Origin of the sequence: Streptomyces sp. NPDC058637 (assembly GCF_042717325.1) — a bacterium.
GTDB lineage: Bacteria > Actinomycetota > Actinomycetes > Streptomycetales > Streptomycetaceae > Streptomyces.
The window spans coordinates 80,395-103,112 of sequence record NZ_JBHXRD010000023.1; the positions used below are offsets into that span (position 1 = coordinate 80,395).

Sequence of the window (22,718 nt, forward strand, 5' to 3'; positions counted from 1 at the left end):
CACGATGTTCCTGAGACGTGACTACGGCCACGCTGTGCGTTTCATACGTTTCTCAGCCAGTGCGCCTACGGTTTCTCTCGTGACCCAGACGACCCCGCCCGGATGGCACGCAGACCCCGGGTACTCAGGAATCGGCCCCGCCCAGGAACGCTGGTGGGACGGGAGCCGGTGGACCGACCAGCTCCGTGAACCCCCGGCGGCCGTCCGCCGCCGACGGATACGCATCGGTGCCGGGATAGCCACCGGCGTCGTACTGCTCGCGGCCGTGGGCGGCGGCGCGTACCTGCTGGGGGACAGCGGCTCCGGCACGAACGACACGTCGGCCACCGCCCCTTCGCAGGACCCCGGCGGCCCGGGCGGCGGCGGGCAGGACGGTGGCGAGGAGAACGGCGGCGGGGGCCAGGACCCCGGCCAGGGAACGCCGCAGACCGAGGAGGGGTACGCCACCGACCTGGCCAGCGGCATCAGCATCCCCGTGCCGGACGGCTGGACCGGGCAGTCCGGACCTGTGGGCGCGGGAGTGACCACGGGCACGTACACCTGCCCCGGTGACGAGGCCCAGAAGTGCGTGCGCGGCGGGGTGTTCTCCGCCCCGGCCCAGGCCCTCAAGGTCACGGCGACCACGGCGAAGGCCGCGGCGGAGGCGGACATCGAGACCAACGCCGAGGAGTCGTACGGCGAGGAGATCTACGGCGGGATCACCTCGCACCAGCAGCTCAAGTCCGAGGCGGTCACCGTGGCCGGCCAGAAGGGCTATCTGGTGCGCTGGAAGGTGGTGACGAAGGACGGCGACGACGGGTACGTCGAGTCGCTCGCGTTCCCCTCGCCCAACATCGAGGGGATGCTGGTCGTCGTACGCTCCGGCTTCGACATCAACGCCAAGGCGCCGAAACTCTCCGTCCTGGACGACATCACCAAGGGCATCAAGGCGGCGGAGGGAACCGGTTCAGGCACCGGCCGGACCGCCTGACGTCGACCGCGGACGCCTCGGAGGCCGTACCGGAAGCATCCGGTACGGCCTCCGGCCGTGCGGGGGGGGCGGACGAACGCGGGTCACCGCCCCGCGCCCACCCGTGGCGTTCGTCAGGCGACCGGGACCGGGAAAGTCGGGTACTCCACGCCGGAGACGTGCTGGACGACGCGGATCACCTGGCAGGAGTAGCCGAACTCGTTGTCGTACCAGACGTAGAGGATCGCGTTGTCACCGTCGACCTTGGTGGCGCCCGCGTCGATGATCGAGGCGTGACGCGAGCCGATGAAGTCGCTCGACACCGCGTCGGGCGCGGTCGTGAAGTCGATCTGGCGCTTGAGCGGCGAGGTCAGCGACACGTTGCGGAGGTGGTCGAGGACGTCTTCACGGTTGGTCTCGCGCCCGAGCCGCAGGCTGAGGATCGCGATCGACACGTCCGGGACCGGGACACGGATCGAACTGCCCGTGATCGGCGCCTTGAGGTCGGGCAGCGCCTTGGCCACGGCGGAGGCGGCACCCGTCTCCGTGATGACCATGTTGAGCGGCGCGGAACGGCCTCGGCGGTCGGCCTTGTGGTAGTTGTCAAGCAGGTTCTGGTCGTTGGTGAACGAGTGGACGGTCTCCACGTGGCCACGCAGCACGCCGTACTCGTCGGCCATCGCCTTCAGCGGCGGGACGATCGCGTTGGTGGTGCAGGACGCGCAGGACAGGATCCGCTCGTCCGGCTTGATCGTGTCGTGGTTGACCCCGTGCACGATGTTGGGGACGTCGCCCTTGCCCGGCGCGGTCAGGACGACCTTGTCGACGCCGGGACGGAGGTGCTCCGAAAGCCCCTCGCGGTCACGCCACTTGCCCGTGTTGTCGATGAGGATGGCGTCCTTGATGCCGTACGCCGTGTAGTCGATCTCCGACGGGTCGTCGGCGTAGATCACCTGGATCTCGTTGCCGTTGGCGATGATCCTGTTGTTCGCCTCGTCGACCGTGATCGTGCCCTGGAACTGGCCGTGGATCGAGTCGCGGCGCAGCAGTGAGGCACGCTTGACGATGTCCTGGTCACCGGCCCGGCGGACGACGACGGCACGCAGCCGCAGGCCGTTGCCGGATCCGGACTTCTCGATGAGCAGCCGCGCGACGAGACGGCCGATGCGGCCGAAGCCGTAGAGCACGACATCGCGTCCCTCGCGGCGCTCGATCTTGTTGGCACCCGTGGCGTCGGCGACGGCCTCGGCGGTGAACTCCTCCGCCGAGAGCCCGCGGTCGTCGGCCTTGTAGGTCGCGGCGAGCATCCCGATGTCGATCTGGGAGGGGCCGAGATCGAGGGCGGTGAGGGCCTGCAGGAACGGCAGCGTCTCGGTGACCGAGAGCTCCTCGCCTGCGATCTGCCGGGCGAACCGGTGGGTCTTGAGGATGCTGACCACCGACTTGTTCACCAGGGAGCGGCTGTGGAGGAGGACGGTGACGTCCCGCTCCCGGTGCAGCTTCCCGATGACGGGGATCATCGACTCCGCGATCTCCTCGCGGTTCTTCCAGTTGGTGAACGAGTCGTCATTGACAGTCACAGGTTCATCTTTCGAGCTAGGCGGTGCTCATATGTTAACCCGCCCATATTTCCAGCATCCAGGCGGTGCCGCCCGAGCCGGAGCCCGCACTGCCGAAGATGGACGAACCGGGATGAAGGGCGCCATCGACGCATCAGGTAGAGCCCGTGAACACGACTGCCTGACCGAACGTCGTCGGCCGGGTTGCCCAGAGCCCGGACGGGCCGCACGACCCGGACCAGGCGGCATGCTGGGGCGGCACTTCCCCGGCTCGCGCGGCAGGGTCTCGCTATACCCTGGGCAGCCGGTGGGACGCGCCCGCGTCGCAAGCTGTGGCATGTCGTTCCGCTCTCCCGGCCGGCCGGGCCCCGGGGCAGGTCGCACGGCCGCCGGGGAGCTGTCCACTCATGTGAGCGAGATGCCGGAGAGGCTGACAGGGGCGCAGCGTCCCACTTTCTCCACGCTATTCGCCGGCCCCCAGAAACTCCGCCAACGGGCGTAGTCCCGGTGGCCTGTCGGGGAGCTCCCACAGGTCACGCACGATGGCCACGGCCGGCGTGTGGTGCCTCATCCATACCGGCGCGACCCGACGGAGGGACTCCAGGGTCTTCACCGCATCGACCGCGTCCCCGATGTCTCCATCTCCATCATCGCCGCCGCGCGCCCGTAGCCGCCGCTCCGCGCGGCCGACGTAGCGGCACTCATGGTCAGTGCCCCCACACCTTCAGGCCGTCGGCAGTCTCGTCGCGGCCTGCGTTCACCAAGTTGTCCGCGGCGCGGAGGGCGATACCCAGCGCATCCTCCAGACGGCCCTGTCTCCGGTAGGTCCAGGCCGTGGAGTTGACGATCATCGGCAGGAGCAGTGGATCGGAGGGCCGGATCTTCCCCTCGCCCAGCGGATGAAGGCTGCCGGTGCGCACCACCGATCCGTATGAGATCGACCTCGGTGAACCGCCTCGACATGGGCGCGCACCGCTCCGGCGCGCGCTCCTCGACCTCGTCGCCGTGGGAACGGGTCGTGCGCCGTCGAAGCGCACGGTCAGATCAATGGCCCGGCGATCAGCACCCCGACGTGGTGCGCGTCGTCAGGGCGTTCACTCGTCTCCGCTGGGAGCATGGCTGAGGTCCACGACGCAGAAGATGTTGCCGTCCGGGTCGGCCAGGACGACGAAGTCGGGATCTGTCGGGTACAGGGGCCAGTCCACCGGTGCGGCGCCGAGAGAGATCAGCCGCCGGACCTCCGCCTGCTGCTCCTCCGCCGTGTCCGTGAAGAGGTCCAGGTGAAGGCGGGGTCGCGGCTCGGAGGGCGACACGCTGCGTTGCAGACCGAGGGCGCGACCGGAGCCGTCGGCGTGGTTGAGGGTCTGCCATGTGTCGCTCTTCCACTCCTGAGCGGCGACGAGGTTCAAAGCCTTCGACCAGAAGGCCACAGCGCGAGACATGTCCGTGACACCGATGACGGGGATTCCGAGACGCAGCATGGGAGCGAGCCTAGGGCGTCCTGACGGGCCATCGACACATCGGGAAGCCGCTTTCACCATTCGCGGACAAGGACCTCAAGGCCCGGTCACACAATCCGCCGGGGCACACGACCCGCTTGGCGGCAGGCAGCATCAACGCGGAATGCATCCGCGACCGCGGATTCGACAAGGGGCACGCTCGACTTCCACGGCTGCCCCCCGGCCGTCCATCAGCTCCTTCACGGCCGCCCGGGGCCGGAGCGCTTCCAGGTCCGCGGATACGTCGAGGAAGGAACCATTACGACCCCTTACGAGCTCCTCGCGAGCGACGGCGTGTCCCGGCACGACCTGGCCGTCACCGCGTTGGGGCATCTGTACGGACGCGCCTCGGTCACCGGCGATCTCGCCACCGCGCACGCACGCCACCGCGACAGGCTGCGCGAGGAGATCCGGCGCACCGGCACCGACCCTGCGGAGATCACCGAGTGGACGTGGCAGCGGTAAGCCGCCCCGGGCAGGCACCCGCTCCGAACCGGGCGGCGTGCGAGAAGCGGCTGTGCCGGGTTGAGCCCGGTCTGCCTGCCCGGTCATCGAGCCGCGGGCAGGCGTGCCCGGCGGCGTTTCAGGCGGGCTGCGGCCACGATGGGGCGCGGCGGATGCCTGCCGTAACGCAATCGGACGAGAGCAGTGAGTGGGCGAACACGCGCGCCCTGACTTCCCGTACCGGGCCGGAGCGGGAAAGGTACGCCAGGCGGTGTCCTCCCATTCGCTCGGCCTGGTGCCGGCCAGGCTGTTCCCCCTCCCAGGGCCGGCCCGGTCCATCGCCGCCGCCTACGACGAGGAGCAGCTGCGCCAACTCCGGGCCCCCGGCGACCGGATCCGGGACGTCGCAACCGCGGACTTCTGGAGCCGCAGCTCAAGAACTGGCGGTCCAAGCTCCTCGCGGTCGCCTCCATGCCCATCCCCACCGTCTGGCTCCGCCCGGCACGGTTCCCCCGAATCCAAGCCTGTCGGTGCCCCGCACCCACACATACCCGTGTCGAGGGCTGGGCGTGGAGCCAGTTGCTCGCCCAACCGGGCGGGGCACCGCGGTTACCAACCGGGCGGGGGCACCGCGGTCACGCCGTCAGCCGCGCGTCCTGGCCACGCATTCGGTCACGGCGGCCCGAAGGCTGCCCGCACGGGCAAGGGCCTCCCGCTGGGCCCGTGCCCCCGTCCCGCGCTCCAGCACCGTTTTGAGCGCTGTCTCGACCCGTGCGAGGTCGCCGCTGTCCTCCAGGGCGTCGCGGACGTACGCGAGCAGGGCGCCCACGACGTCGGGCGCCGGTTCGGGACGCATGGTCAGGGGGTGGAGGAGCTGGCCGTCCAGCCCTGAGCGGCCTGCCTGCCAAGCGGCCAGGCGCAGAACGCCCACCCCGACCGGTTCGGACGGCTCCCCGGCGGCCCAGCTGCGTGCCGTTGTTTCGACCAGACCGCGCACGAGCGTGGCGAGCATCGCGGCGTCGGCGGGATCCAGGCACACGTCCGCCACTCGGACCTCGACCGTCGGGTACCGGTGCGAGAGCCGTGCGTCGAAGTAGATCATTCCCTTGTCGCGCAGGACTCCTGTGTCGACGAGTGCGTCAACGTGTTCGTGGTAGCGGTCCGCGGAGCCGAAGGCCTCGACCGGACCGGCGGAAGGCCAGCGTCCCCAGACCCTGCTCCGGTAGCTGGCGTACGCGGTGTCGCGCCCCTGCCAGTAGGGGGAGTTGGCGCTGAGCGCAAGCAGCACCGGCAGCCAGGGGCGGATACGGTCCAGCACACCGACGCCCTCCTCGTCCGAGTCCACCGAGACGTGCACATGGCATCCGCAGGTCAGTTGCTCCTGTGCCGTCAGACCGAACCTCTCGGCCAGCCACCGGTACCGCTCGTCGCTCCCGATCGCAGGGCTGACCGGCAGAGGTGAGGTCGCGAGGGCCACCACGGCAGCCCCGGCCTGCGCGGCGTTCCTGGCCGCCTCGGCCCGCGAGCGAAGGATCTCCTCCGCGAGTTCACGCATGTCGGCGCGCGGTTCGGTGGCGAATTCCAGCTGGTGGTCATGGAGCTCCGACTCGAAGACCGAGCCCGCCTCCGCTCGGCGTTCCGCCAGGGCCAGCACAGCCGTGGAGAGCGCACGGGGCTCCCCGCTCTCCTCGTCGACGAGGAGCAGTTCCTCCTCGACACCCACCGTCCGCACCATCTTGTCCTCCCGGTCTGGTCCGACAAGCTCGCCACCGTCGGGCGCGCCTGTCCTGTCATTCATCAGCTTCCCCGCCCTCTCCGCTTTACCGTCCGTCAAACTCATCGGGCACCAAATTGCGGCTTTCGGCCAAGCGACTGGGCCAAGGCCACTCCCCCGCCCGGGATGCCCGCGTTCTCGCCGGGTCCCACACCGGCGGTGTGCCCGATCGAGGTGTGGCAGCCTGGAGAGGGCAGGAAGCCACGCGCGGCGGGATCACGGGTGCGCACGAATGTGCGAGGCCGTTTCCGGCAGCGACGAAAGGCACCCGTGCGGCGCGGCAGGTCGACAGCAGGGGCATCGTGCTCCTGGGCCGCACCTCGGGCTTGTACGCGGAGTGCACCCGCGGCTGCGTCTTCGCCACCAGGGCAAAGCGAACCTCGCGCTCTTCGAGTACATCGACGGCTTCTACAGCCCCCGCCGCATCCGAAAGCGACGGAGCGGCCTCAATTGGATCGCTGTATCTCTTTGTCTCGCTATGCCCGACTCGGGTCATTAGATCGGCACGTGGGTGCGCAACTGATTCCGCCCCCCACGTGCCATTCGACAGACCTTGGGCGATCTCGCCGCCACGGACAGCACGCGGGGCGGGACCGACTATGTGACAGCAAACTGCACTTTTTTGTATCCCTTCGCACTCGACCGCCGAGTACGCGGACGATCCCCGCGGGTCGGGGAGACGGGAACAGCGCTCTTGACGTGTTCCTGGTTTCGGTGGCGCAGGTGGTACCCCGGGTTCCCTTTGCCACCCGGCCGTCATCCGGATGCGTACGCCGGAGGGAGGGAGGGCGAGCGGCGGGGGTGGGGCGCGTTCCGCCCGGATGCTCGAGTCAGTCCTTACCTTTCGCGATATGAGACTGAAGCACTTTGGCAGCCCGGCCGCGAGGCGCGGGCAGAACAGACGTGGGCGGTGGACCGCCGCGGGTCTCGGTGTGCTGGGGCTGGCGGCGTCCGTCCTGCGGCTGCCGGGTCAGACGGCGCCGCGCAGGGCGTGGGCGTGCCGCTGGTGGACGAGACGTTCACCGGGGCCAGTGCCGTTGCGGGGTTTACGGATGGCTTTGCCCCTGCTGCGGGTCCGGGCGACAGCGATCAGGCCAGGGTGAGGAAGAGCTTCTCCAGTTCTGCCTCGTTCATGGCGGGGGTGCCGCCGTCCTCGGGGGCGGTCAGGCATTCGCGCATGCGGCCGGCGATGATTTTGAAGCCGGCACGGTCCAGTGCGCGGCTGACGGCGGCGAGTTGGGTCACCACGTCCCGGCAGTCGCGGCCTTCCTCGACCATCGTGATGACTCCCGCCAGCTGGCCCTGTGCGCGGCGCAGGCGGTTGAGTACCGCGCGGGCGGAGGCTCCGTCCTCGACGGTCGCGGCGGCCTGTGTGGTTTCCGGGGCGGGGTTCGACAGGGCCGGGTTCATCCGTTGAGCTCCTTGGTGAGTCGGGCGAGCGCGTTGTCCAGTCCGTGGGTGGCCTCGCTCGTGACCGAGGTCAGGGTGTCGAGGCCGGTCAGAGTGACCATGACGGCGGGGTCCAGCGCCTGCACCACCGTCTGCGATCCCTCGGCGCGAATCACCACATTGCAGGGCAAAAGGAGCCCGATGCCCCGGTCGGCGTCGAGGGCCCGTTCCGCCAGCCGCGGGTTGCAGGCCCCCAGGATGAGGTAGTCCTCCATCTCCCGGCCGAGCTTGGCCTTGAGGGTTGCCGCCATGTCGATCTCGGTGAGCACTCCGAAACCCTGCGCGGCGAGGGCTTGCCGGGCGGCGGCCACGGTGCGGGCGAAGCCGGCGTGGACGCGCACGGTCCGGTCATATCCCATGATCTTCCTTCCTGAGTCCGGATGAACGGGGCAATTCCCCTCCGACTATACCCCCGGGGGTAATCTGTTACGGTGGATTTAATACCCGGGGGGGTATCCATTCAGGAAGTGAGCGGCACATGTTCTTCGTCGACACCATCGAGATCGAGGGCCTGGGCAATCGGCACTACCTGGCCGGGGGCACCCGGTCCGCGGTGGCGGTGGACCCGCCGCGTGACATCGACCAAGTGATCGCGGCGGCCGCGCGGCGCGGGGTGCGCATCACACACGTGGTGGAGACGCACATCCACAACGACTATGTGACTGGTGGCCTGGAGCTGGCCCGGCTGACCGGCGCCGCGTACCTGGTGCCGGCCGCCGCCCAGGTCTCCTTCGCACGCGTCCCGGTGAGTGACGGCGACGTGATCGAGGTCGACCAGGAGCTGTCCGTACGGGCTCTGGCCACTCCCGGCCACACCCCGCACCACACCGCCTACGTCCTGGAGGACTGCGGGACGCCGGTCGCCGCGTTCACCGGCGGTTCGCTGCTCATCGGCACCGTGGGCCGCCCCGACCTGGTCGAACCCCGCCTCACGGAACACCTCGCCCGTGCCCAGCACGCCTCCGCACACCGGCTCGCCACGGAGCTGCCCGACGACACCTCGGTCCTGCCCACCCACGGGTTCGGCAGCTTCTGCTCCTCCGGACAGGCCGAGGGTGACGCGAGCACCATCGGCCGGGAGAAGACGGTGAACGCCGCCCTGGCCCAGGACGTCGACTCCTTCGTGGCCGACCTGCTGGCCGGTCTGGAGGACGTCCCTGCCTACTACGCGCACATGGGCCCGGCCAACTCCGCCGGCCCGGCTCCTGTCGACCTGACCGCCCCGCGGCGCGCGGACGCCGAGGAGATCACTGTCCGGCTCGCAGCCGGTGAGTGGGTCGTGGACCTGCGCAACCGTGTCGCGTTCGCCCAGGGCCACGTCGCCGGCTCGTACAACTTCGAGGCCGACGGCAAGATCGCCACCTACCTGGCGTGGATGATCCCCTGGGGCAAGCCCGTCACCCTGCTTGCTGAGACACCCCAGCAGCTCGCCGAAGCCCAGCGCGAACTGGTCCGGGTCGGGATCGACCGCCCCGCAGCCGCCGCGACCGGCGGCCCGTCCGACTGGCTGCGTCCCGGCGATGTCCCGGCCTCGTTCCGCCGCGCGGTCTTCGCCGACCTGGCAGCCGAGCTCTCCGGGGCAGAGGTCTTGCCGGTGGTCCTGGACGTACGCCGCGATTCCGAGCGCGCCGGCGGGTACATCGAGGGCTCGGTCCACATTCCCGTGCACACGCTGCACGAGCGGATCGACGAGGTGCCCTCCGGAGAAGTGTGGGTGCACTGCGCCGGCGGCATGCGGGCCGGGATCGCGGCCTCCTTGCTGGACGCGGCCGGGCGCGACGTGGTCGCCGTCGACGACGGCTTCGACCAGGCCGCAGACGCCGGCCTGACCGTCCGCACCGCCGCTTGAACCCTTATCGCCCCGAGAGGAGTCCCGCCATGTCCGTCTTCCGTCCCGGTCCCGGTCCGGGTCCCGGTCCCGGTCGCCTTGGCGTCGTGGAGGCCCACCGCATGCTCCAGCAAGCCACCGCCGTCCTGCTGGACGTGCGCGAGACCGAGGAATGGCGGGCTGGGCACATCCCCGGCGCCCAGCACCTGCCACTGTCCCGACTGACGGCCGGAGCGAAGGTGCCGAGCACGCACGCCGACTCGCGCCTCGTGCTGATCTGCCGCTCCGGACATCGCTCCCAACACGCCGCCCTCCTCCTACGTGAACGGGGCATGAACGCAGTCGACGTCACCGGCGGGATGGAGGAGTGGGTCCGGCAGGCGCTGCCGGTCCAGGACGCTGCCGGGGCAGCGGGGACCGTCATATGAGCGTGCTCATCCTCGCCCTGGTGGCGGGAGCGGTGGTCGGGCTGGCCCTGGGCGGGCTCGGCGGGGGCGGCAGCGTGCTGGCTGTGCCCGCGCTGATCTACCTGCTCGGCTTCAGCCCCGTCGCCGCCACCACCGCGAGCCTGATCATCGTCGCCGCGACATCCATCAGTTCTCTGGCCGCCCACGCCCGGGACGGCAACGTCCGTTGGCGGGCCGGGCTGCTGTTCGCCGCTGCCGGCATCGGTCCCGCCATGCTCGGCGGCCTCGCGGCCAGCCGCATCCCCGCCCCGGTCCTGACCGTCGCATTCTCGGTGATCGCCGCACTCGCGGCCTGGCGGATGCTCCGCCCAAGCCGCCCCGCACCAGACCGTTCCGTGCGGCCGGCCAGAGCCGCAGGGGCCGGGGCCGGGCTGGGCGCCGTCACCGGCGTGCTCGGTGTCGGCGGAGGCTTTCTCGCCGTGCCCGCCCTTGTCGGCGCCCTCGGCCTGCGCATGAAGGCTGCCGTCGGCACCAGCCTCTTGGTCATCATCATCAATTCGCTCGCCGCGCTCGCCACCCGCACCGGCACCGGCGACGGCCTCGACTGGGCCGTCATCGCCCCCTTCACAGGAGCCGCGATCCTCGGCGCATGGGACGGCAAACGCCTTGCCTCGAAGATCTCCGGCAACCGCCTGCAGCACGTCTTCGCCTACGTCCTGCTCGCGGTGGCCGCCTTCATGCTCCTCGACACCCTCATCTGACCCAGCCCCACCCGAACCGAAGGACAGAACAGACCCCATGAACCCGACTCTCACCACCAGTGCCGTCCGTGAGCGCCTGCACACCCTGGTCGTCATCGACGTACGCACCCCCGGTGAATACGCCGGCGGACACCTGCCCGGCGCCCACAACATCCCCCTCGACGACCTCGAACACGCCCTGCCCGCCCTCCGCGAGGTGGCCGACCGCGGCGACCTCCTCGTGGTCTGCGCCTCCGGCACCCGCTCGCAGAACGCCAGCACCACGCTGTCCCGCAACGGCATACCCGCCGCCGGCCTCGAAGGCGGCACCGCCGCCTGGGCCTCGGCGGGAGGAGAACTGCACCGCCCGGCCACCACCGCAGCGCCCAGATGGGCCATGGACCGCCAAGTCCGTCTCACCGCAGGCTCCGTCGTCCTGCTCGGGCTGCTCCTCGGCCAGGTGATCCACCCCGCCTTCCAGCTGCTCTCCGCAGGCATCGCCGCCGGCCTCGCCTACTCCGCCCTCTCCAACAGCTGCGCCATGGCCACCCTGCTCGGGAAACTCCCCTACAACCGCACCAGCCGCACCGACCTCGACAACACCCTCACCACCCTGCGAAGCAACTGACCGCGATACGCGCGAGGGCAGCTCACAGCGACACCCTCGCCAACGGGCGCCAGCCGGCCCCGTCCCGGATCGCCTACTTCCCGACGGGCCGGCCCGCCCGAAAGCCCAGCCTCACGCCTGAGCCGTGGCTGCCCGTGCCGCGAGCCGCTGAGGCCCTCGGGGGTGAAGGCCCACCAGCGCGTCTGACTGCCGTCGGTGAGGCCCGAGACGTTCACGGTCAGGCTCTTTGTGCCGGCCGGTACGGCCACGGTGTAGTGGACGGTCTCGTTGCGGTTCACGCTGCCGCCGGCCGACCATGTGGTGTCCGCGGTCAGCGGGGTGGCTGCCTCGACGGTCAGGAGCGTGGACTGCTCGACGCCGCGGGTGCGGTTGTTGTCGATGGTCAGGACGGCGCTGTGGGTGCCCTGCTCCTTCGGCTCGGCGGTCACCTTGAGCACCGTCGGGACGTCCTTGTCCAGGGTGACGCGCCGGGGGGCGGAGAAGGTGCCGTCGTCGCCCTGGAGGTCGATCTCGTAGGACTGGGCGCCGTCCCTGCCGCCGGTGCGGGTCAGGGTGACGTCGTACGTACGGGACTCGCCGACGCCCTGGCCGCCGCTGCCCGGCGCGCAGCTGTTGAACAGGCCGTTGCCCGCGTGGGGGTGATCAACTTCTCGGAGACCACGGTGCAGACCGGCGCGGGGACGCTGATGTCCTCACTGGTGCGGACGCCCCTGGACAGGAGACTCCACGCCTTCTCGACGTTGAACTGGCCGTTGCCCTGGGCGATGGCGTCCACGTCGCGGTTGTGGTCGGCCGAGGAGTAGATGGCCCTGCGCAGCTCGGCCGGGGTGGCGCTGACGCCCGCCTGCTTGGCGGCGCCCAGCAGGAGCGCTGCGGCACCGGTGGCCTGCGGGGCGGACATGGAGGTGCCGTTCATCATGGAGTAGCCGGCCGGCAGCGTGTAGCCGGTCTCTCAAGCGGCTTCACGCCTGGTGCGGCGAGTACGACCTGTCGCGGAACAAGCGGCCGCCGAACTCTCGCGCTACCTGACGAAGCCGAGGACTACGCCCCGGCTGACGAGCGGCCGCGGCCAGGGGCAGCTCGCACAGGACTCCACGCTCGCCCCCGCCCTGGCGGCAATCCACGGCTTCTACCTGCATCTGGCCGATCTCCGCCGGATCAGCGCGAAGGCGGTCGACGCCCTGTTCGTCACCGCTCCGCACCCGGCGACAGAAAAACTCGTCCGGCCGTCCTGGTGGAACTCGACGAAGCAGACATGGAGTCACCCTGTGGGCGCGCCCATCACGCCCCGGTATCGCTATCGGCACACCCTCGTCCCTCCCGCGCGCTGTCCGGAGGCGCTGCGGGCAGCTCTCGCCTCAGTCCGCCGTCAGCCGTCGCCCCAGGAGGTCCAGTCCGTGCCGGAGCCGGCGGAAGTAGGTGGCCCGGCTCATGTGGAGCCTGCGTGCCAGCTGCTGATGGGTCTGCGGTCGCCCGAGGTAGTAGTGCAGCAGGATCCAGCCGGCCTCGGCGTCCTCGGGTACGACGCTGTCCGCCAGCACGCGCACCCCGTCCCTCAGCGCCTCCCGCAGGTCCTCGGCCGTCGCCGTGCGCGGGGGGCGCAACAGAGGGCTGTGCGCCAGCCAGTCGGCGTCGGTGATGTGGGCGAGGGCCTGCCCCACATCAGGGCCGGTGGGATGCAGGGGGCCGCCGGGCCCCGGTCCGAGGGCGAGCCGTCCCACCCAGTCGGTGATCGCGTCGAGGCCGAAGTCCTGGCTGTAGATCTCGGGTTTCCGGCCGCACCGGTAGACGTCGTCGGTGGTGGTGCCGTGCTGCTGGAAGCGCAGGCCGGTCAGGAGCTGCTGGTAGTGCGGGTTCGGCGTGGAGACGGTCAGCAGCAGGCCGTTGGCCATGACGTGGTGCAGCAGGTCGCGCAACAGCCGCGCGTGCAGGCCGCGCTCCGGGCAGTACGCGGCTCCGAGGACCAGGGACTGCGTCCGCCGCCCGCCCATCAGCCGGTCGGTGTGCTGCTGGAGGAGGGGCTCCATGCTGCCGACGGTACGGTCGGCGACGCGGACCAGGCCCATGACGCCCACGGCCCGGCCGTCGCCGTTCCGGGCCAGCCGGAAGCCGGCTGGGTCGTCGTGCAGCCACTGCTCCACCAGGCGTTCCGTGCGCCGGGTGTCCATGCCCCCTTGCCGTGCCCACCGGTGCATCAGCCCGCCGATGTCATCGGCGTCGCCCGGGACCGCGGTCTGGATCGCGCCGTCGGTCGCGCTTGCCGGGAACAGCGTCTCGCGGATGACGGTGTCGTCGCTGAGGGCCATGGTTCCCTCGGCGAGACGGCTCCGGCGGGCGACGGTCGTCTCCGCCGCCAGTTGCCGTCTCCGGTGGGTGAGCGCGCGGGACCGTGAACCGCTGTGGGCCGCGGGCCGCCGCCACCGGTGGGCCTGATCGATCACGCCGCGGAACGGTTCGAGGACGGAAAGCCCGAGTTCCGTACGGGTCACGAGGCTGAGCCCGCCGAGGGTGTCGAAGAGCTCCTGGCCCGCTCCGAGGAGTTCCCGGTCCCCGCCCCACATGGTGGCGAGCTTCTCCAGGGCGTGCTGCCACCGGTGGGCGGGCTGCTCGCGGGAGAGCCGCTCGGTGATCTCCTGGGCGACCTGGTCGGCGACGGCTCCGGGGGCGTCCGGCGCGGCGCCCGCGTGCAGGGCCCGGCAGGCCGCGCCGGCGATCAGCGGGTTGCCCCCGGCCAGGCGGACGACCAGGTCCCGTGCCGCCGGGTCGGTCAGTTGCGCGTCGGCCGCCAGCCGTGCGATCCGGTCGTCGGGCCACGGGGCGGCCTCGATGACCGTGGCTCCCGAGAGGGTCCATCCGGGCTGGGCCAGCAAGGACCGCCGGCTCACCAGGAGCAGGGGCCCGGGGTACGCGTCGCGCGCGAGCCGCACGTGCTCCAGCACCGCGAGGGCCTCCGGGCCGTCGGCGCTGTCCAGGACCAGCGGCCGGTCGGTGTGCTCGCCGAGCGCCGCCCGTACGGAGTCCGGGGCGTCGCCGCGGGACAGGTCCAGCACACGCGCCGACGGCAGTCGTGACACGAGCCAGGACTTGCCGCTGCCGAGCGGCCCCGTCAGGTTGACCAGCCGGTGGCTCCGCACCGCATCCCGCAGGACGTCGGGCGTCGCCCGCGCCGGAACACCGGCCGTCGTCGCCTCGGCCGTGAGGCCCCCCGCCACGTTCCCCGCAGGCCCGTCATCGATCACGGCGAACACCCTATTGACCGGGCGCCGCCGCGAGAAGGCTGTGAACCGGATGGGCTTCTGAGACCCCTGTGAGACTGCTGTGGGACCCCGCCGCGTGGGGGCCCGGCTAGCGTCGGTCCGTGATCGCACCAGGCGACAGGACTGAGCACCCGGGGGGCCACGTGAACACCCACAGCATGTCCGTACTCGGCCTTACCAGCACCGAGGAGGACATCTACCGGCACTTCCTGCGGAACCCCGGAACACCTGAGCACGAGGCCCACGGGGTGTTCCCGCCCGACCGGGAGAGCGGCGTAAGGGCCATCGCGCGGCTGCGGGAGCTCTGGCTGCTGCACGGTGACGACCAGAGCACCTGGGCCATGGATCCCCTCGTCGCCGTGCCCCGGCTGGCCGGGGAACAGCTGGACACCGCGCACCGGACGATGCGCCAACTCGTCGACGTACGACCGATTCTGGGTTCGCTGCGGAGCGACGGACCGGCGTCCGGGACCGGCTTTCCCGGGGAGGGAGCCGCCCTGTGCCGGCTGGAGGACCTGCGGCAGGTGCGGGCCCGGGTGTCCCAACTGGCTTTCGGCGCAAGGTCGGAGGTACTTGCGACCGAACCCTACGACGCTCTGTCGCCGGAGAACGCCGCCTATGCCCAGCACCTCGACCTGGGCCGGCTGAGCAAGGGGGTGCGGGTCCGGGTCCTCGTGCGCGGGACGGCACTCGCGGACCCCGGGACCCTGGACCGTCTGCGGCACCTGCACCTCGGCGGGGCGGCCGTCCGGGTCGCGGACGAGCTGTCCGAGCTGATCCTCGTCTACGACCGGCACGCGGCCCTGGTGCCCATCGACGCCCGCGACACCGGGCGCGGCGCCCTGTACACCGAGGAGAGCGGGCTGGTGAGCAGCCTGGTCGGCCTCTTCGAGCGGCTGTGGGCCGCCGCGACCGACTTCGCCGGCCTGGTGGCGGCCGACACGGGGCAGCTCGCCCGGCTCACCGACACCCAGCGTCTGGTGCTGACCGTCATGTGCGCCGCGAGCAAGGACGAGACGGGCGCCCGGGAGGCCCGGATGTCCCTGCGCACCTACCGGCGGCACATCTCCGACGTGCTGCGCCTGCTGGGCGCCTGCAACCGGGCGCAGGCGGCGTTGCTCGCGCGTGAGCGCGGCTGGGTGTGAGCCTGCCGGCCCGGGCCGGGTGAACGTCCTGCCCGGCCCGCCGCAGGACCCGGCCTGCCGGACGGCGGTCGCCGTGCGAGACCTTATCCCCGGCCCGGCCCCCGGTGACCGCCGTACGACCGTGCCCGCCGCGCAACGGCTCCGCCGGGCGTCCTCACCCTGCCGCTGCTCTGCCCCGGTCGTCGCCGCCTGTCCTGGCGCCGGGCCCTCCCAGCGCCGGCAGCGTCAGGCCGAACTCCCGGCGCAGGGCGCTCCGGGCGGCCAGCAGGCCGCACATCCCGTGCACGCCGGGGCCCGGCGGTGTGGCGGCCGAGCACAGATAGACGCCGGGCAGCGGGGTGCGGTACGGGTCCCACCGGGCGACGGGCCGGAACACGGACTGCCGCAGGCCGAGGGCGCCCGTCGCGATGTCCCCGCCGACGTAGTTGGGGTTGTAGCGGGCCAGGTCCGCCCCGGACACGCCGCGTTCGGCGACCACGGTGTCGGTGAAGCCCGGGGCGTACCGCTCGATCGCCGCCCGGACGAGCGGCAGCGGGTCGTGGGCGGAGCCGTGCGGGAGGTGCGCGTACGCCGACACCGGGCGGCGCCCGGCAAGGGCCCGTCCCGGGTCGGCGACCGCCGGATCCACCACCAGCACGAAGGGTCGTTCGCCCGCCGTGCCGCGGGCGTTGGCCGTCTCCTGGCGGAAGACCTCCGCCGCCGTGCCGCCGAGGTGGACGGTCACCGCCCGGCCGACGCCGGGGGCGGACCAGGGGATCGGCTCCGAGACGAGGAAGTCGGCCTTGCCGGCGGCCGGACCGTACCGGTAGCGGCGCAGCGCGCGGGCGTAGCCCGGGGGAAGCCGGTCACCCGCGAGGGCGGCCAGGGCGGTGGGCGAGGTGTCCAGGAGCACCGTGCGGACACCGTCCAGCTCCCGCAGGTCGGTGATCTCCCGCCCGGTGTGCAGGACGCCGCCGTGCGCCTGGATGTCGGCGGCCAGGGCGCCGGCGATGTTCCGGCTGCCGCCGCGCGGTACCGGCCAGCCGGGACCGTGGGCGAGTTGGGCCAGCAGCAGCCCGACGGCGGCGCCGGGCAGCGACGGCAGCGGGCCGGTCAGGTGTGCGGCGGCGCCGGCCAGCAGCGCCCGTGCCTCCTCGCCGCGGAAGGAGAGTGGGCCGAGGCGGGTCCCATGGAGCAGGACCCGGCTCAGCAGGGCCGGGGCGGCCCGGAGTCCGGGCGGCCGTCGCAGGTCGGACAGGAGCAGCCTGGCCAGGTCCTCCCCGTGCGCCAGGAGGGGTTCCATCAGCCGGCGCCAGCGCGTTCCGTCCGGGCCGAGCCCGGCACAGGTCGCGTCGAGGTCGTGCCAGGCCAGAGCCGCCCGCCCGTCGTGGAGGGGGTGGGCGTAGCTGATCTCCGGGCGGAGCATGTCCACCCGCTCGGCGAGGCCGAACTCCCGGAAGAACGGGGAGGACATGCCCATCGGGTGCACCGCCGAGCAGATGTCGTGGATCACGCCGGAGCCGAACAGGTCGGCTCCGCGCAGTCCGCCTCCGAGGGTGTCGGCGGCCTCGTACACCGCGACACGCAGGCCCGCCCGGGCCAGGGCGACCGCGGCGGCGAGGCCGTTGGGGCCGCTGCCGACGACGGCCGCGTCCGCCTCGCTCACCGTGGGCACCCCCGGCCCCCGGCGTGCCGGAGGCCGGTCCGGGCGTCGCCGGGCGCGGGCTGCCGGTGCCGGGCCCGCGGCGGCACGCGTCCGGCGGGGGCGGGGGTCATCCGGCCACTCCCGCGGTGGGCTGCGCGGACGGTGCGCCGGTGGCCGCCTCTGCCGCCGAGGCGGCGCGGGCGCCGTCCGCGAACTGGGCGGCGGCCAGCCGGCGGTAGAGAGCGTCGTCCCGGATGAGCTCCGGATGCGTGCCTACGGCGCGGACCCGGCCGCCGTCGAGGACCACGATGCGGTCGGCCTCGACCACGGTGGAGATGCGGTGCGCGATGGCGACGACGGCGCAGCGGCGGGCGATGCGTCTCAGGCTGTCGCGCAGGGCCGCCTCCGCCTCGGAGTCGAGGTGCGCGGTGGCCTCGTCGAGGAGGATCACAGCGGGCTTCTGCAGCAGGGCGCGGGCCACGCAGAGCCGCTGCCGCTGACCGCCGGAGAGGCCGATGCCCTGGTCGCCGAGGTGGGTGTCCAGGCCGTCGGGCAGGGCGGCGACCACGTCGGTGAGTCCGGCGAGTTCGACGGCCTCCTCGATGTCCGCCTCGGTGGCGTCGGGCGCGGCGTAGACGATGTTCTCCCGGAGGGTGCCGCGCATCGCGGCGTTGTCCTGCTGGACGTAGCCGACACGGCCGCGGATCTCGGCGGGTTTCAGGTGCGCGATGTCCTTGCCGTCCAGGACGACGGCTCCCTGTCCGGGCCGGTAGAACCTCTCGATGAGCTGGAAGACGGTGGTCTTGCCCGCGCCGGAGACACCGACCAGGGCGGTGAGTCCTCGTCGGGGGACGGTGAAGGAGACCGCGTCCAGGACGGGCCGGTCGCCGTAGCCGAATCGGACGTCCCGGAACTCGACCGCCGGGTGCCCGTCCTGCGGCGCCGGTGTCGGCGCGGGAGGCGCGGGGGCCTCGCCGAGGCCCGGATCCCCACCGGGACGTGAGGCGGCGCCGGGGCCGGGGGTGTCCTCCTGCGGGATGCCGGCCAGTTCGTCCACGCGTTGCACGGCGGCCCGGCCCTGCTGGTAGGTGCCGATCGAGAGGAACACCAGGACCAGTGGGGAGACGAGGTAGAAGAGGTACATCGTGAAGGCCGTGAAGTCGGCGACGCCCAGGGAGCCGGTCGCCACCCGTACCATGCCGATGCCCATCACGGCGGCCAGCGAGGCCTGCAGACCGACGTTCAGGACAGGTGAGAACAGCGCGTTCAGGACGGTGACCCGGTTGCCGGACCGGCGGACCTTGTCCGCGAGTGCCGCGAGCCGGTCCTCCTCGCGGCCCTCGGCGTTGGCCGCCTTCACGGTGGGCAGGGCGGCCAGCACCCGCTGCAGGTCCGCGCCGAACTCGCCGGTGTCGGCGCGGTTCACCAGGGCCGCCTTGCGCAGCCCGCGGGCCACCCCGATGGAGGCGACGCTCGCGACACCGAGGCAGCCGACGGTCACCAGCAGCAGCCAGACGTCGATCAGGGCCATCATCACGGTCCCGCCGACCACGATCAGTCCGTTGAGAAGGATCTGCGCGAGGCTCTGGGTGAGCGCGATCTTCATCAGCGCGGTGTCGCCCACCAGCCGGGTGTGCACATCGCCCTGCCGCTGGGTGTTCAGGTGCGCGAGGTCGGCGCGCAGGATCTTGCCCGAGAGCAGGACCCGGGCCTCGCGGACGATGTTCTCGCCGGCCCGGCCGATGAGACAGCCCTGGGTCGCGGAGAGCGCGGCGTCCGCCACGAACAGCACGGCCAGCACGGTGACGAGGGCGGCGACCGGTTCGTGTCGGCCGACCGCCTCGATGAGGTGGGCGACGAGCTTGGGCTGGACCAGGGTGGACGCCACCCCGACGACCCCCAGCAGCACCCCGCCGGTCAGAAGCCTGCGCTGGGCGCGGCTCAGGTCGGCGACGAGGCCGCGCGGCGCGGCGGCGGTGGTCATGACCGCTCCGGCCGGACGGCGGCGCGGACGAACCGGCTGATGTGGACGGGGCTCTGGGCGGCGACGAACGGCGCGCCCGACCAGTCGCCGTGGAGACTGACCCGTTCGAGCCCGGCGTCGGTCGCGTAGGCGTCGATGTCCTCCGCTGTGGTGAGCCGGGTGACCTCGGTCCCGATCCGGGTGCCGCCGGGTTCGTGCAGCAGGTGGGAGGTGTGCCAGAGGTTCTGTTCGGCGAGCAGCGTGGAGTAGGTCTGGAGCCCGGTCCCGGGTTCGGGGTAGGGCGCGAAGAAGGAGGTGCGGCTGAGCCCTTCGTGCAGGGTGCGGACGAAGCCCGGGTTGTGGGTCTCCACCACCAGGGTTCCTCCGGGGGCGAGGTGACGGGCCGCCCGGGCGACGGCTGCGCGCTGGCCCGCCGGGTCGAGGACCAGTGACATCGTGCCGCAGACGCAGTAGACGAGTCCGTACCGGTCACCGTCGTCGTAGGTGCGGATGTCGCCGTGCACGGGGGTGACGGCGGCCCCGGAGCCGTCGACGGCGGCGCGGAGCCGTTCGAGCATCTCCGGGGAGGAGTCCACTCCGACGACCTGGCCGGTGAGGCGGGCGAGCGGTACGGCGATACGGCCCGTGCCCACGCCGAGTTCGAGTGCGGGCCCGCCGGGATGCCAGGCGGCCAGCGTCGCGGCCGTACGGTCGGCGGAGCCGTCCTGCGGGAAGAGCCGGTCGTAGAAGCCGGCGAAGACCCTGCCGTAACCGATGTCCGTGATCTCGGGGACGGCGGCGTCCGACGGTGCGGTCGCGGTGCTCATGCCTTCTCGCTTTCTGCCGCCGGAGCGGACGGGGTACGCATCGGCGTGTAGGGGGAGACGAAGATGATCTCGGGCTCTTCGGTGTCGTCGTAGCCGGCGTTGCGGACGAGCGTGAACTGGAAGCCCTTGACGCCGGTGGCGCCCGAACGCTCGATGCCGGCCCGGAAGTAGGCGCACAGGATGCGGTATCCGGGCAGCGCGCGGGCCGTCGCGAATCCCTTGTCGAGGTGGCGCATCACCTCGGCGCCCAGGTCGAAGACCGCCTTCTCGGCCCGGCGGCCGGGGAACCAGACGATCTGGTGGGCCCTGCGCCCGGCGATGACCTCCACGGGGACCCACTCGGAGGTCTCCCCGGACTCGTCGAGGGTGCGGCAGTAGAACTGCAGGTCGTGCTGGGCCGGAGTCGGGGCGAAGAAGCGCCAGTTGGGGAAGAGCGTGGAGAACACGTCGAGCCGGACGAGCCTGCTGAACGACGGCTGGGGATGCTGGGAGCAGAGGGTGCCCACCAGCGCGAGACCGGCGAGCAGCCGGACGGTGCCGTCCGTACCGCCGAAGTGGCGGGCGAGCCCCCGGCGGGCGGGCCCTACGAGAAAGGTGGTGTTCACCGGGCCTCCTGTCCGGCCGTGGCGGGGCGCTGTCCGGCGGCTTCACCGGCGGTGGTCTCGTCGAGGAAGGCCACGAGACTGCGGGCCGCCTCCCCGGCGAGCCGCGGGTCGGTCAGGATGCCGTCGTGGTCGGCGGTCTCGACGACGACGCTGCGGACGGTCCGGCCGGGCAGGTGCGCGTCGGCGAGGTCCTGGTGCATGAGCAGGTGGTCGGGGTCGCGGTCCACCGTGTGCTGGGCCGACAGCACCAGGGCGTGGGTGTCCAGCCGGGCCAGGGGGCCCTCGAAGGACCGGAAGTCCCGTTCCGCGGCCCGCCATTCACGCAGGGCCGCGGTCCACACCCGGGCGTCGGCGAACTCGGACATCGCCCTGCTCCGCACGGGGACGGGCAGGTTGCGTACCCAGTCGGGCGTCTGCATGAGGATACCGAGTCCCATCCGCAGGCTGACGGAGGTGGTGCGGATCATCTCCTCGACGTGCCGGGCGTTCTTGCCCTGCTGGCCGGACCGGTCGAGCTGCTCGGGATGGGAGCTGTCCACGTAGACGACGGAGTGCGCCCGCTCGCCGAGCCGGGCCGCCGCCCGGCGGGCGATCTCACCGCCCAGGGAGTGCCCGACCAGGACCACCTGGCGTCCCTCCGGGACGGCGGCCCCGATCAGGTCGAGCAGGTCGTCGACCGATTCGCCCAGGTGGTACGGCGTCCGGGCGTGCCGCCTGCTCGCCCCGTAACCGGCCCGGCCGTAGGCCAGCCACTGGCGTCCGCCGGCGTTGAGGGCCCTGGTGTACCAGCTGAAGTGCGCGGGCAGGGCGCCCAGTCCGTGCACGAGGACGGACACCGGGCCGTCGTCGTGCCCGCCGACCGTGCCGTCGTGGGCCAGTTCGTTGCCGTGCCGGGTGATGACCGTGCCGCCGTACACGTGGTCGGTGGTCCGTAGCCGGCGGTGGAACGCGACCGCGGCGGCGGTGGCCGCGGCGCCTGCCAGGAGCAGGCCCGCGGTCGCCGGCATCCGGTCGTCCCGTCCGGCGGCCGCGGGGTGGCTGCGGGGTGTGCTGGTGTAGGCGACCATCGGGTGCATCGCGGTGAAGGCCGGTATGAACCGGCCCAGCCCCATGACGAAGCCGTTGGCGACGTGGAACACGGCGACGCCGCCGATCATCGGACGGGTCAGCAGGCCGCCCTTGAGGTACAGCACCGGAAAGAGACACTCCATGGCCAGCACGCCGTGTGCGAGGGCCCGTGCGCAACGGGGGTGGCGACGGGCCAGCCGCCAGACCCTCTCGTGCCCGTAGGTCCGGGTGCGCATGACGCCGGTCAGGGCGGAGCCGTTGCGCCAGTCCTGGCCGAGCAGCTTGACCCAGCCGGAGACGACGTACGACAGGTTGGACTGGAACGCCACGTACCACATCAGGGCGTCCTGGGCTGCGGGCGAGGGGGCGAGCCGGGCCAGGCCGGTCGCGGTCTGCACCATGGTGGACGCCTGGTCGGAGCCGTCCGTGCCGTAGCGGTGGGTGGGGTAGAGCAGGGCGCCGCTGAGGCCCAGGAAGAGGTTGGCCGCTCCACGCCCGCGGCTGTCGCCCGGCAGCAGGAGAGCGGCGCTCGCGGCTACCCGGGCGGCGTGCAGGACCTGGCTCGTCCGCTCGTCGGCGACGATGTCGAGCAGCTTGCGCAGCGGCCTGCCGTAGTGGGCGTGACCCTGCCGCGCGAGCGCCCAGTCGTTCAGTCCCCCCGGTCGTTTCTGATCCGGCATGGTGAGGTGTTCCAGGCTGGACAGCAGGGAGGTGACCGCCGCCAGCCGCTCGGAGGTGCCGAGGGCCTGGCTGCGGGAGACGGGCAGGGGGCCGGTGAGAGCCGACAGCGCCGCTCGGGCGGTGGGCCGGGAGGCTCTGAGCTTGGCGAGGGAAGAGAGCATGGAAGGAACTCCTGGACGAAAGTCGGGCGGCGGCCGGGAGCCGGCGGGGTGTTCGGCGTGCGGACTGCCCGGATACGGAAGCGTTCCGGTGCGGGAGGCCGGTGGCCGTC

General features: G+C 72.0%; 20 protein-coding genes and 1 pseudogene. 7 read left to right on the forward strand and 14 right to left on the reverse strand.

The genetic code is table 11. The annotated features are described in order from the left end of the window. Positions 1 to 79 precede the first annotated feature (79 nt). A complete protein-coding gene (locus ACFWVP_RS23235) occupies positions 80 to 970 on the forward strand; it encodes a DUF2510 domain-containing protein (RefSeq protein ID WP_384499344.1) in 891 nt (296 codons plus the stop codon). Positions 971 to 1,083: 113 nt separating this feature from the next. Here the strand turns inward: ACFWVP_RS23235 and ACFWVP_RS23240 are convergent, their stop codons facing one another. From ACFWVP_RS23240 to ACFWVP_RS23250, 3 genes and pseudogenes are all read right to left on the reverse strand, one after another. After that, a complete protein-coding gene (locus tag ACFWVP_RS23240; RefSeq protein ID WP_384499346.1) occupies positions 1,084 to 2,529 on the reverse strand; it encodes a glyceraldehyde-3-phosphate dehydrogenase in 1,446 nt (481 codons plus the stop codon). A gap of 442 nt (positions 2,530 to 2,971) precedes the next feature. After that, a pseudogene (locus tag ACFWVP_RS23245) lies at positions 2,972 to 3,380 on the reverse strand (transcriptional regulator); the annotation flags it as partial. Positions 3,381 to 3,602: 222 nt separating this feature from the next. Then, positions 3,603 to 3,989, reverse strand: a complete 387-nt coding sequence (locus tag ACFWVP_RS23250) for a VOC family protein (protein ID WP_384499348.1) — start codon at positions 3,987 to 3,989, stop codon at positions 3,603 to 3,605. 93 nt (positions 3,990 to 4,082) lie between these two features. Here ACFWVP_RS23250 and ACFWVP_RS23255 point away from each other — a divergent pair, with 93 nt between their 5' ends. Next, positions 4,083 to 4,472, forward strand: coding sequence for a hypothetical protein (locus ACFWVP_RS23255; protein WP_384499400.1), 390 nt, complete (start codon positions 4,083 to 4,085; stop codon positions 4,470 to 4,472). Positions 4,473 to 5,094: 622 nt separating this feature from the next. Here the strand turns inward: ACFWVP_RS23255 and ACFWVP_RS23260 are convergent. From ACFWVP_RS23260 to ACFWVP_RS23270, 3 genes are all read right to left on the reverse strand, one after another. Continuing rightward, positions 5,095 to 6,186: a glutamate--cysteine ligase gene (locus ACFWVP_RS23260; RefSeq protein ID WP_384499402.1), complete on the reverse strand. Its 1,092-nt coding sequence runs from the start codon at positions 6,184 to 6,186 to the stop codon at positions 5,095 to 5,097. A gap of 1,128 nt (positions 6,187 to 7,314) precedes the next feature. After that, complete coding sequence (locus ACFWVP_RS23265) at positions 7,315 to 7,635, reverse strand: metal-sensitive transcriptional regulator (protein WP_384499350.1); 321 nt, start codon at positions 7,633 to 7,635, stop codon at positions 7,315 to 7,317. Next, entirely contained in the window at positions 7,632 to 8,033 is a 402-nt protein-coding gene (locus tag ACFWVP_RS23270; protein ID WP_384499352.1) for a DUF302 domain-containing protein, read from the reverse strand. The genes ACFWVP_RS23265 and ACFWVP_RS23270 overlap by 4 nt, the downstream gene beginning before the upstream one ends. Positions 8,034 to 8,152: 119 nt before the next feature. On the opposite strand from ACFWVP_RS23270, the gene ACFWVP_RS23275 reads away from it, so the two are divergent. From ACFWVP_RS23275 to ACFWVP_RS23290, 4 genes are all read left to right on the forward strand, one after another. Beyond that, positions 8,153 to 9,523: a rhodanese-like domain-containing protein gene (locus ACFWVP_RS23275; RefSeq protein ID WP_384499354.1), complete on the forward strand. Its 1,371-nt coding sequence runs from the start codon at positions 8,153 to 8,155 to the stop codon at positions 9,521 to 9,523. A gap of 101 nt (positions 9,524 to 9,624) precedes the next feature. Then, positions 9,625 to 9,930 carry a rhodanese-like domain-containing protein gene (locus ACFWVP_RS23280; protein WP_384499356.1) on the forward strand — a complete coding sequence of 102 codons (306 nt, stop codon included), beginning with the start codon at positions 9,625 to 9,627 and terminating at the stop codon, positions 9,928 to 9,930. After that, positions 9,927 to 10,670, forward strand: a complete 744-nt coding sequence (locus tag ACFWVP_RS23285) for a sulfite exporter TauE/SafE family protein (protein ID WP_384499358.1) — start codon at positions 9,927 to 9,929, stop codon at positions 10,668 to 10,670. Before ACFWVP_RS23280 ends, ACFWVP_RS23285 begins: the two co-directional genes overlap by 4 nt. Before the next feature lie 37 nt (positions 10,671 to 10,707). Then, a complete protein-coding gene (locus tag ACFWVP_RS23290) occupies positions 10,708 to 11,277 on the forward strand; it encodes a rhodanese-like domain-containing protein (RefSeq protein ID WP_384499360.1) in 570 nt (189 codons plus the stop codon). On the opposite strand, the gene ACFWVP_RS23295 is transcribed toward ACFWVP_RS23290, so the two are convergent. From ACFWVP_RS23295 to ACFWVP_RS23305, 3 genes are all read right to left on the reverse strand, one after another. Continuing rightward, positions 11,217 to 11,714 (reverse strand): hypothetical protein, encoded by a 498-nt coding sequence (locus tag ACFWVP_RS23295; RefSeq protein WP_384499362.1) that lies wholly within the window; start codon positions 11,712 to 11,714, stop codon positions 11,217 to 11,219. The two genes, ACFWVP_RS23290 and ACFWVP_RS23295, sit on opposite strands and share 61 nt — an antisense overlap. Before the next feature lie 110 nt (positions 11,715 to 11,824). Then, complete coding sequence (locus ACFWVP_RS23300) at positions 11,825 to 12,178, reverse strand: hypothetical protein (protein WP_384499363.1); 354 nt, start codon at positions 12,176 to 12,178, stop codon at positions 11,825 to 11,827. 457 nt (positions 12,179 to 12,635) lie between these two features. Next, a complete protein-coding gene (locus tag ACFWVP_RS23305; RefSeq protein ID WP_384499365.1) occupies positions 12,636 to 14,516 on the reverse strand; it encodes a hypothetical protein in 1,881 nt (626 codons plus the stop codon). A 161-nt stretch (positions 14,517 to 14,677) separates the two neighbouring features. Between ACFWVP_RS23305 and ACFWVP_RS23310 the strand changes: the two genes are divergently transcribed. Next, complete coding sequence (locus tag ACFWVP_RS23310; protein ID WP_384499367.1) at positions 14,678 to 15,679, forward strand: helix-turn-helix transcriptional regulator; 1,002 nt, start codon at positions 14,678 to 14,680, stop codon at positions 15,677 to 15,679. Between the two features lie 154 nt (positions 15,680 to 15,833). Here ACFWVP_RS23310 and ACFWVP_RS23315 read toward each other — a convergent pair whose 3' ends face one another. The 5 genes from ACFWVP_RS23315 to ACFWVP_RS23335 form a co-directional block, all read right to left on the reverse strand. Further along, positions 15,834 to 17,324, reverse strand: a complete 1,491-nt coding sequence (locus ACFWVP_RS23315) for a phytoene desaturase family protein (protein WP_384499368.1) — start codon at positions 17,322 to 17,324, stop codon at positions 15,834 to 15,836. Positions 17,325 to 17,430: 106 nt separating this feature from the next. Beyond that, a complete protein-coding gene (locus ACFWVP_RS23320; protein ID WP_384499370.1) occupies positions 17,431 to 19,287 on the reverse strand; it encodes an ABC transporter ATP-binding protein in 1,857 nt (618 codons plus the stop codon). After that, on the reverse strand, positions 19,284 to 20,093 hold the full coding sequence (locus tag ACFWVP_RS23325) for a class I SAM-dependent methyltransferase (RefSeq protein ID WP_384499372.1): 810 nt from the start codon (positions 20,091 to 20,093) through the stop codon (positions 19,284 to 19,286). The genes ACFWVP_RS23320 and ACFWVP_RS23325 overlap by 4 nt, the downstream gene beginning before the upstream one ends. Then, positions 20,090 to 20,698 carry a hypothetical protein gene (locus tag ACFWVP_RS23330; protein ID WP_384499374.1) on the reverse strand — a complete coding sequence of 203 codons (609 nt, stop codon included), beginning with the start codon at positions 20,696 to 20,698 and terminating at the stop codon, positions 20,090 to 20,092. The genes ACFWVP_RS23325 and ACFWVP_RS23330 overlap by 4 nt, the downstream gene beginning before the upstream one ends. Continuing rightward, complete coding sequence (locus ACFWVP_RS23335) at positions 20,695 to 22,608, reverse strand: alpha/beta fold hydrolase (protein ID WP_384499376.1); 1,914 nt, start codon at positions 22,606 to 22,608, stop codon at positions 20,695 to 20,697. Before ACFWVP_RS23335 ends, ACFWVP_RS23330 begins: the two co-directional genes overlap by 4 nt. Positions 22,609 to 22,718 lie beyond the last annotated feature (110 nt).

Bases quoted from the DNA above. Each gene is read 5' to 3' on its own strand.
- ACFWVP_RS23250 (WP_384499348.1), bottom strand. From the start codon at position 3,989: ATGCTGCGTCTCGGAATCCCCGTCATCGGTGTCACGGACATGTCTCGC.
- ACFWVP_RS23275 (WP_384499354.1), top strand. From the start codon at position 8,153: ATGTTCTTCGTCGACACCATCGAGATCGAGGGCCTGGGCAATCGGCAC.
- ACFWVP_RS23270 (WP_384499352.1), bottom strand. From the start codon at position 8,033: ATGGGATATGACCGGACCGTGCGCGTCCACGCCGGCTTCGCCCGCACC.
- ACFWVP_RS23300 (WP_384499363.1), bottom strand. From the start codon at position 12,178: ATGTCCGCCCCGCAGGCCACCGGTGCCGCAGCGCTCCTGCTGGGCGCC.
- ACFWVP_RS23265 (WP_384499350.1), bottom strand. From the start codon at position 7,635: ATGAACCCGGCCCTGTCGAACCCCGCCCCGGAAACCACACAGGCCGCC.
- ACFWVP_RS23320 (WP_384499370.1), bottom strand. From the start codon at position 19,287: ATGACCACCGCCGCCGCGCCGCGCGGCCTCGTCGCCGACCTGAGCCGC.
- ACFWVP_RS23260 (WP_384499402.1), bottom strand. From the start codon at position 6,186: ATGGTGCGGACGGTGGGTGTCGAGGAGGAACTGCTCCTCGTCGACGAG.
- ACFWVP_RS23285 (WP_384499358.1), top strand. From the start codon at position 9,927: ATGAGCGTGCTCATCCTCGCCCTGGTGGCGGGAGCGGTGGTCGGGCTG.
- ACFWVP_RS23335 (WP_384499376.1), bottom strand. From the start codon at position 22,608: ATGCTCTCTTCCCTCGCCAAGCTCAGAGCCTCCCGGCCCACCGCCCGA.
- ACFWVP_RS23290 (WP_384499360.1), top strand. From the start codon at position 10,708: ATGAACCCGACTCTCACCACCAGTGCCGTCCGTGAGCGCCTGCACACC.
- ACFWVP_RS23325 (WP_384499372.1), bottom strand. From the start codon at position 20,093: ATGAGCACCGCGACCGCACCGTCGGACGCCGCCGTCCCCGAGATCACG.
- ACFWVP_RS23280 (WP_384499356.1), top strand. From the start codon at position 9,625: ATGCTCCAGCAAGCCACCGCCGTCCTGCTGGACGTGCGCGAGACCGAG.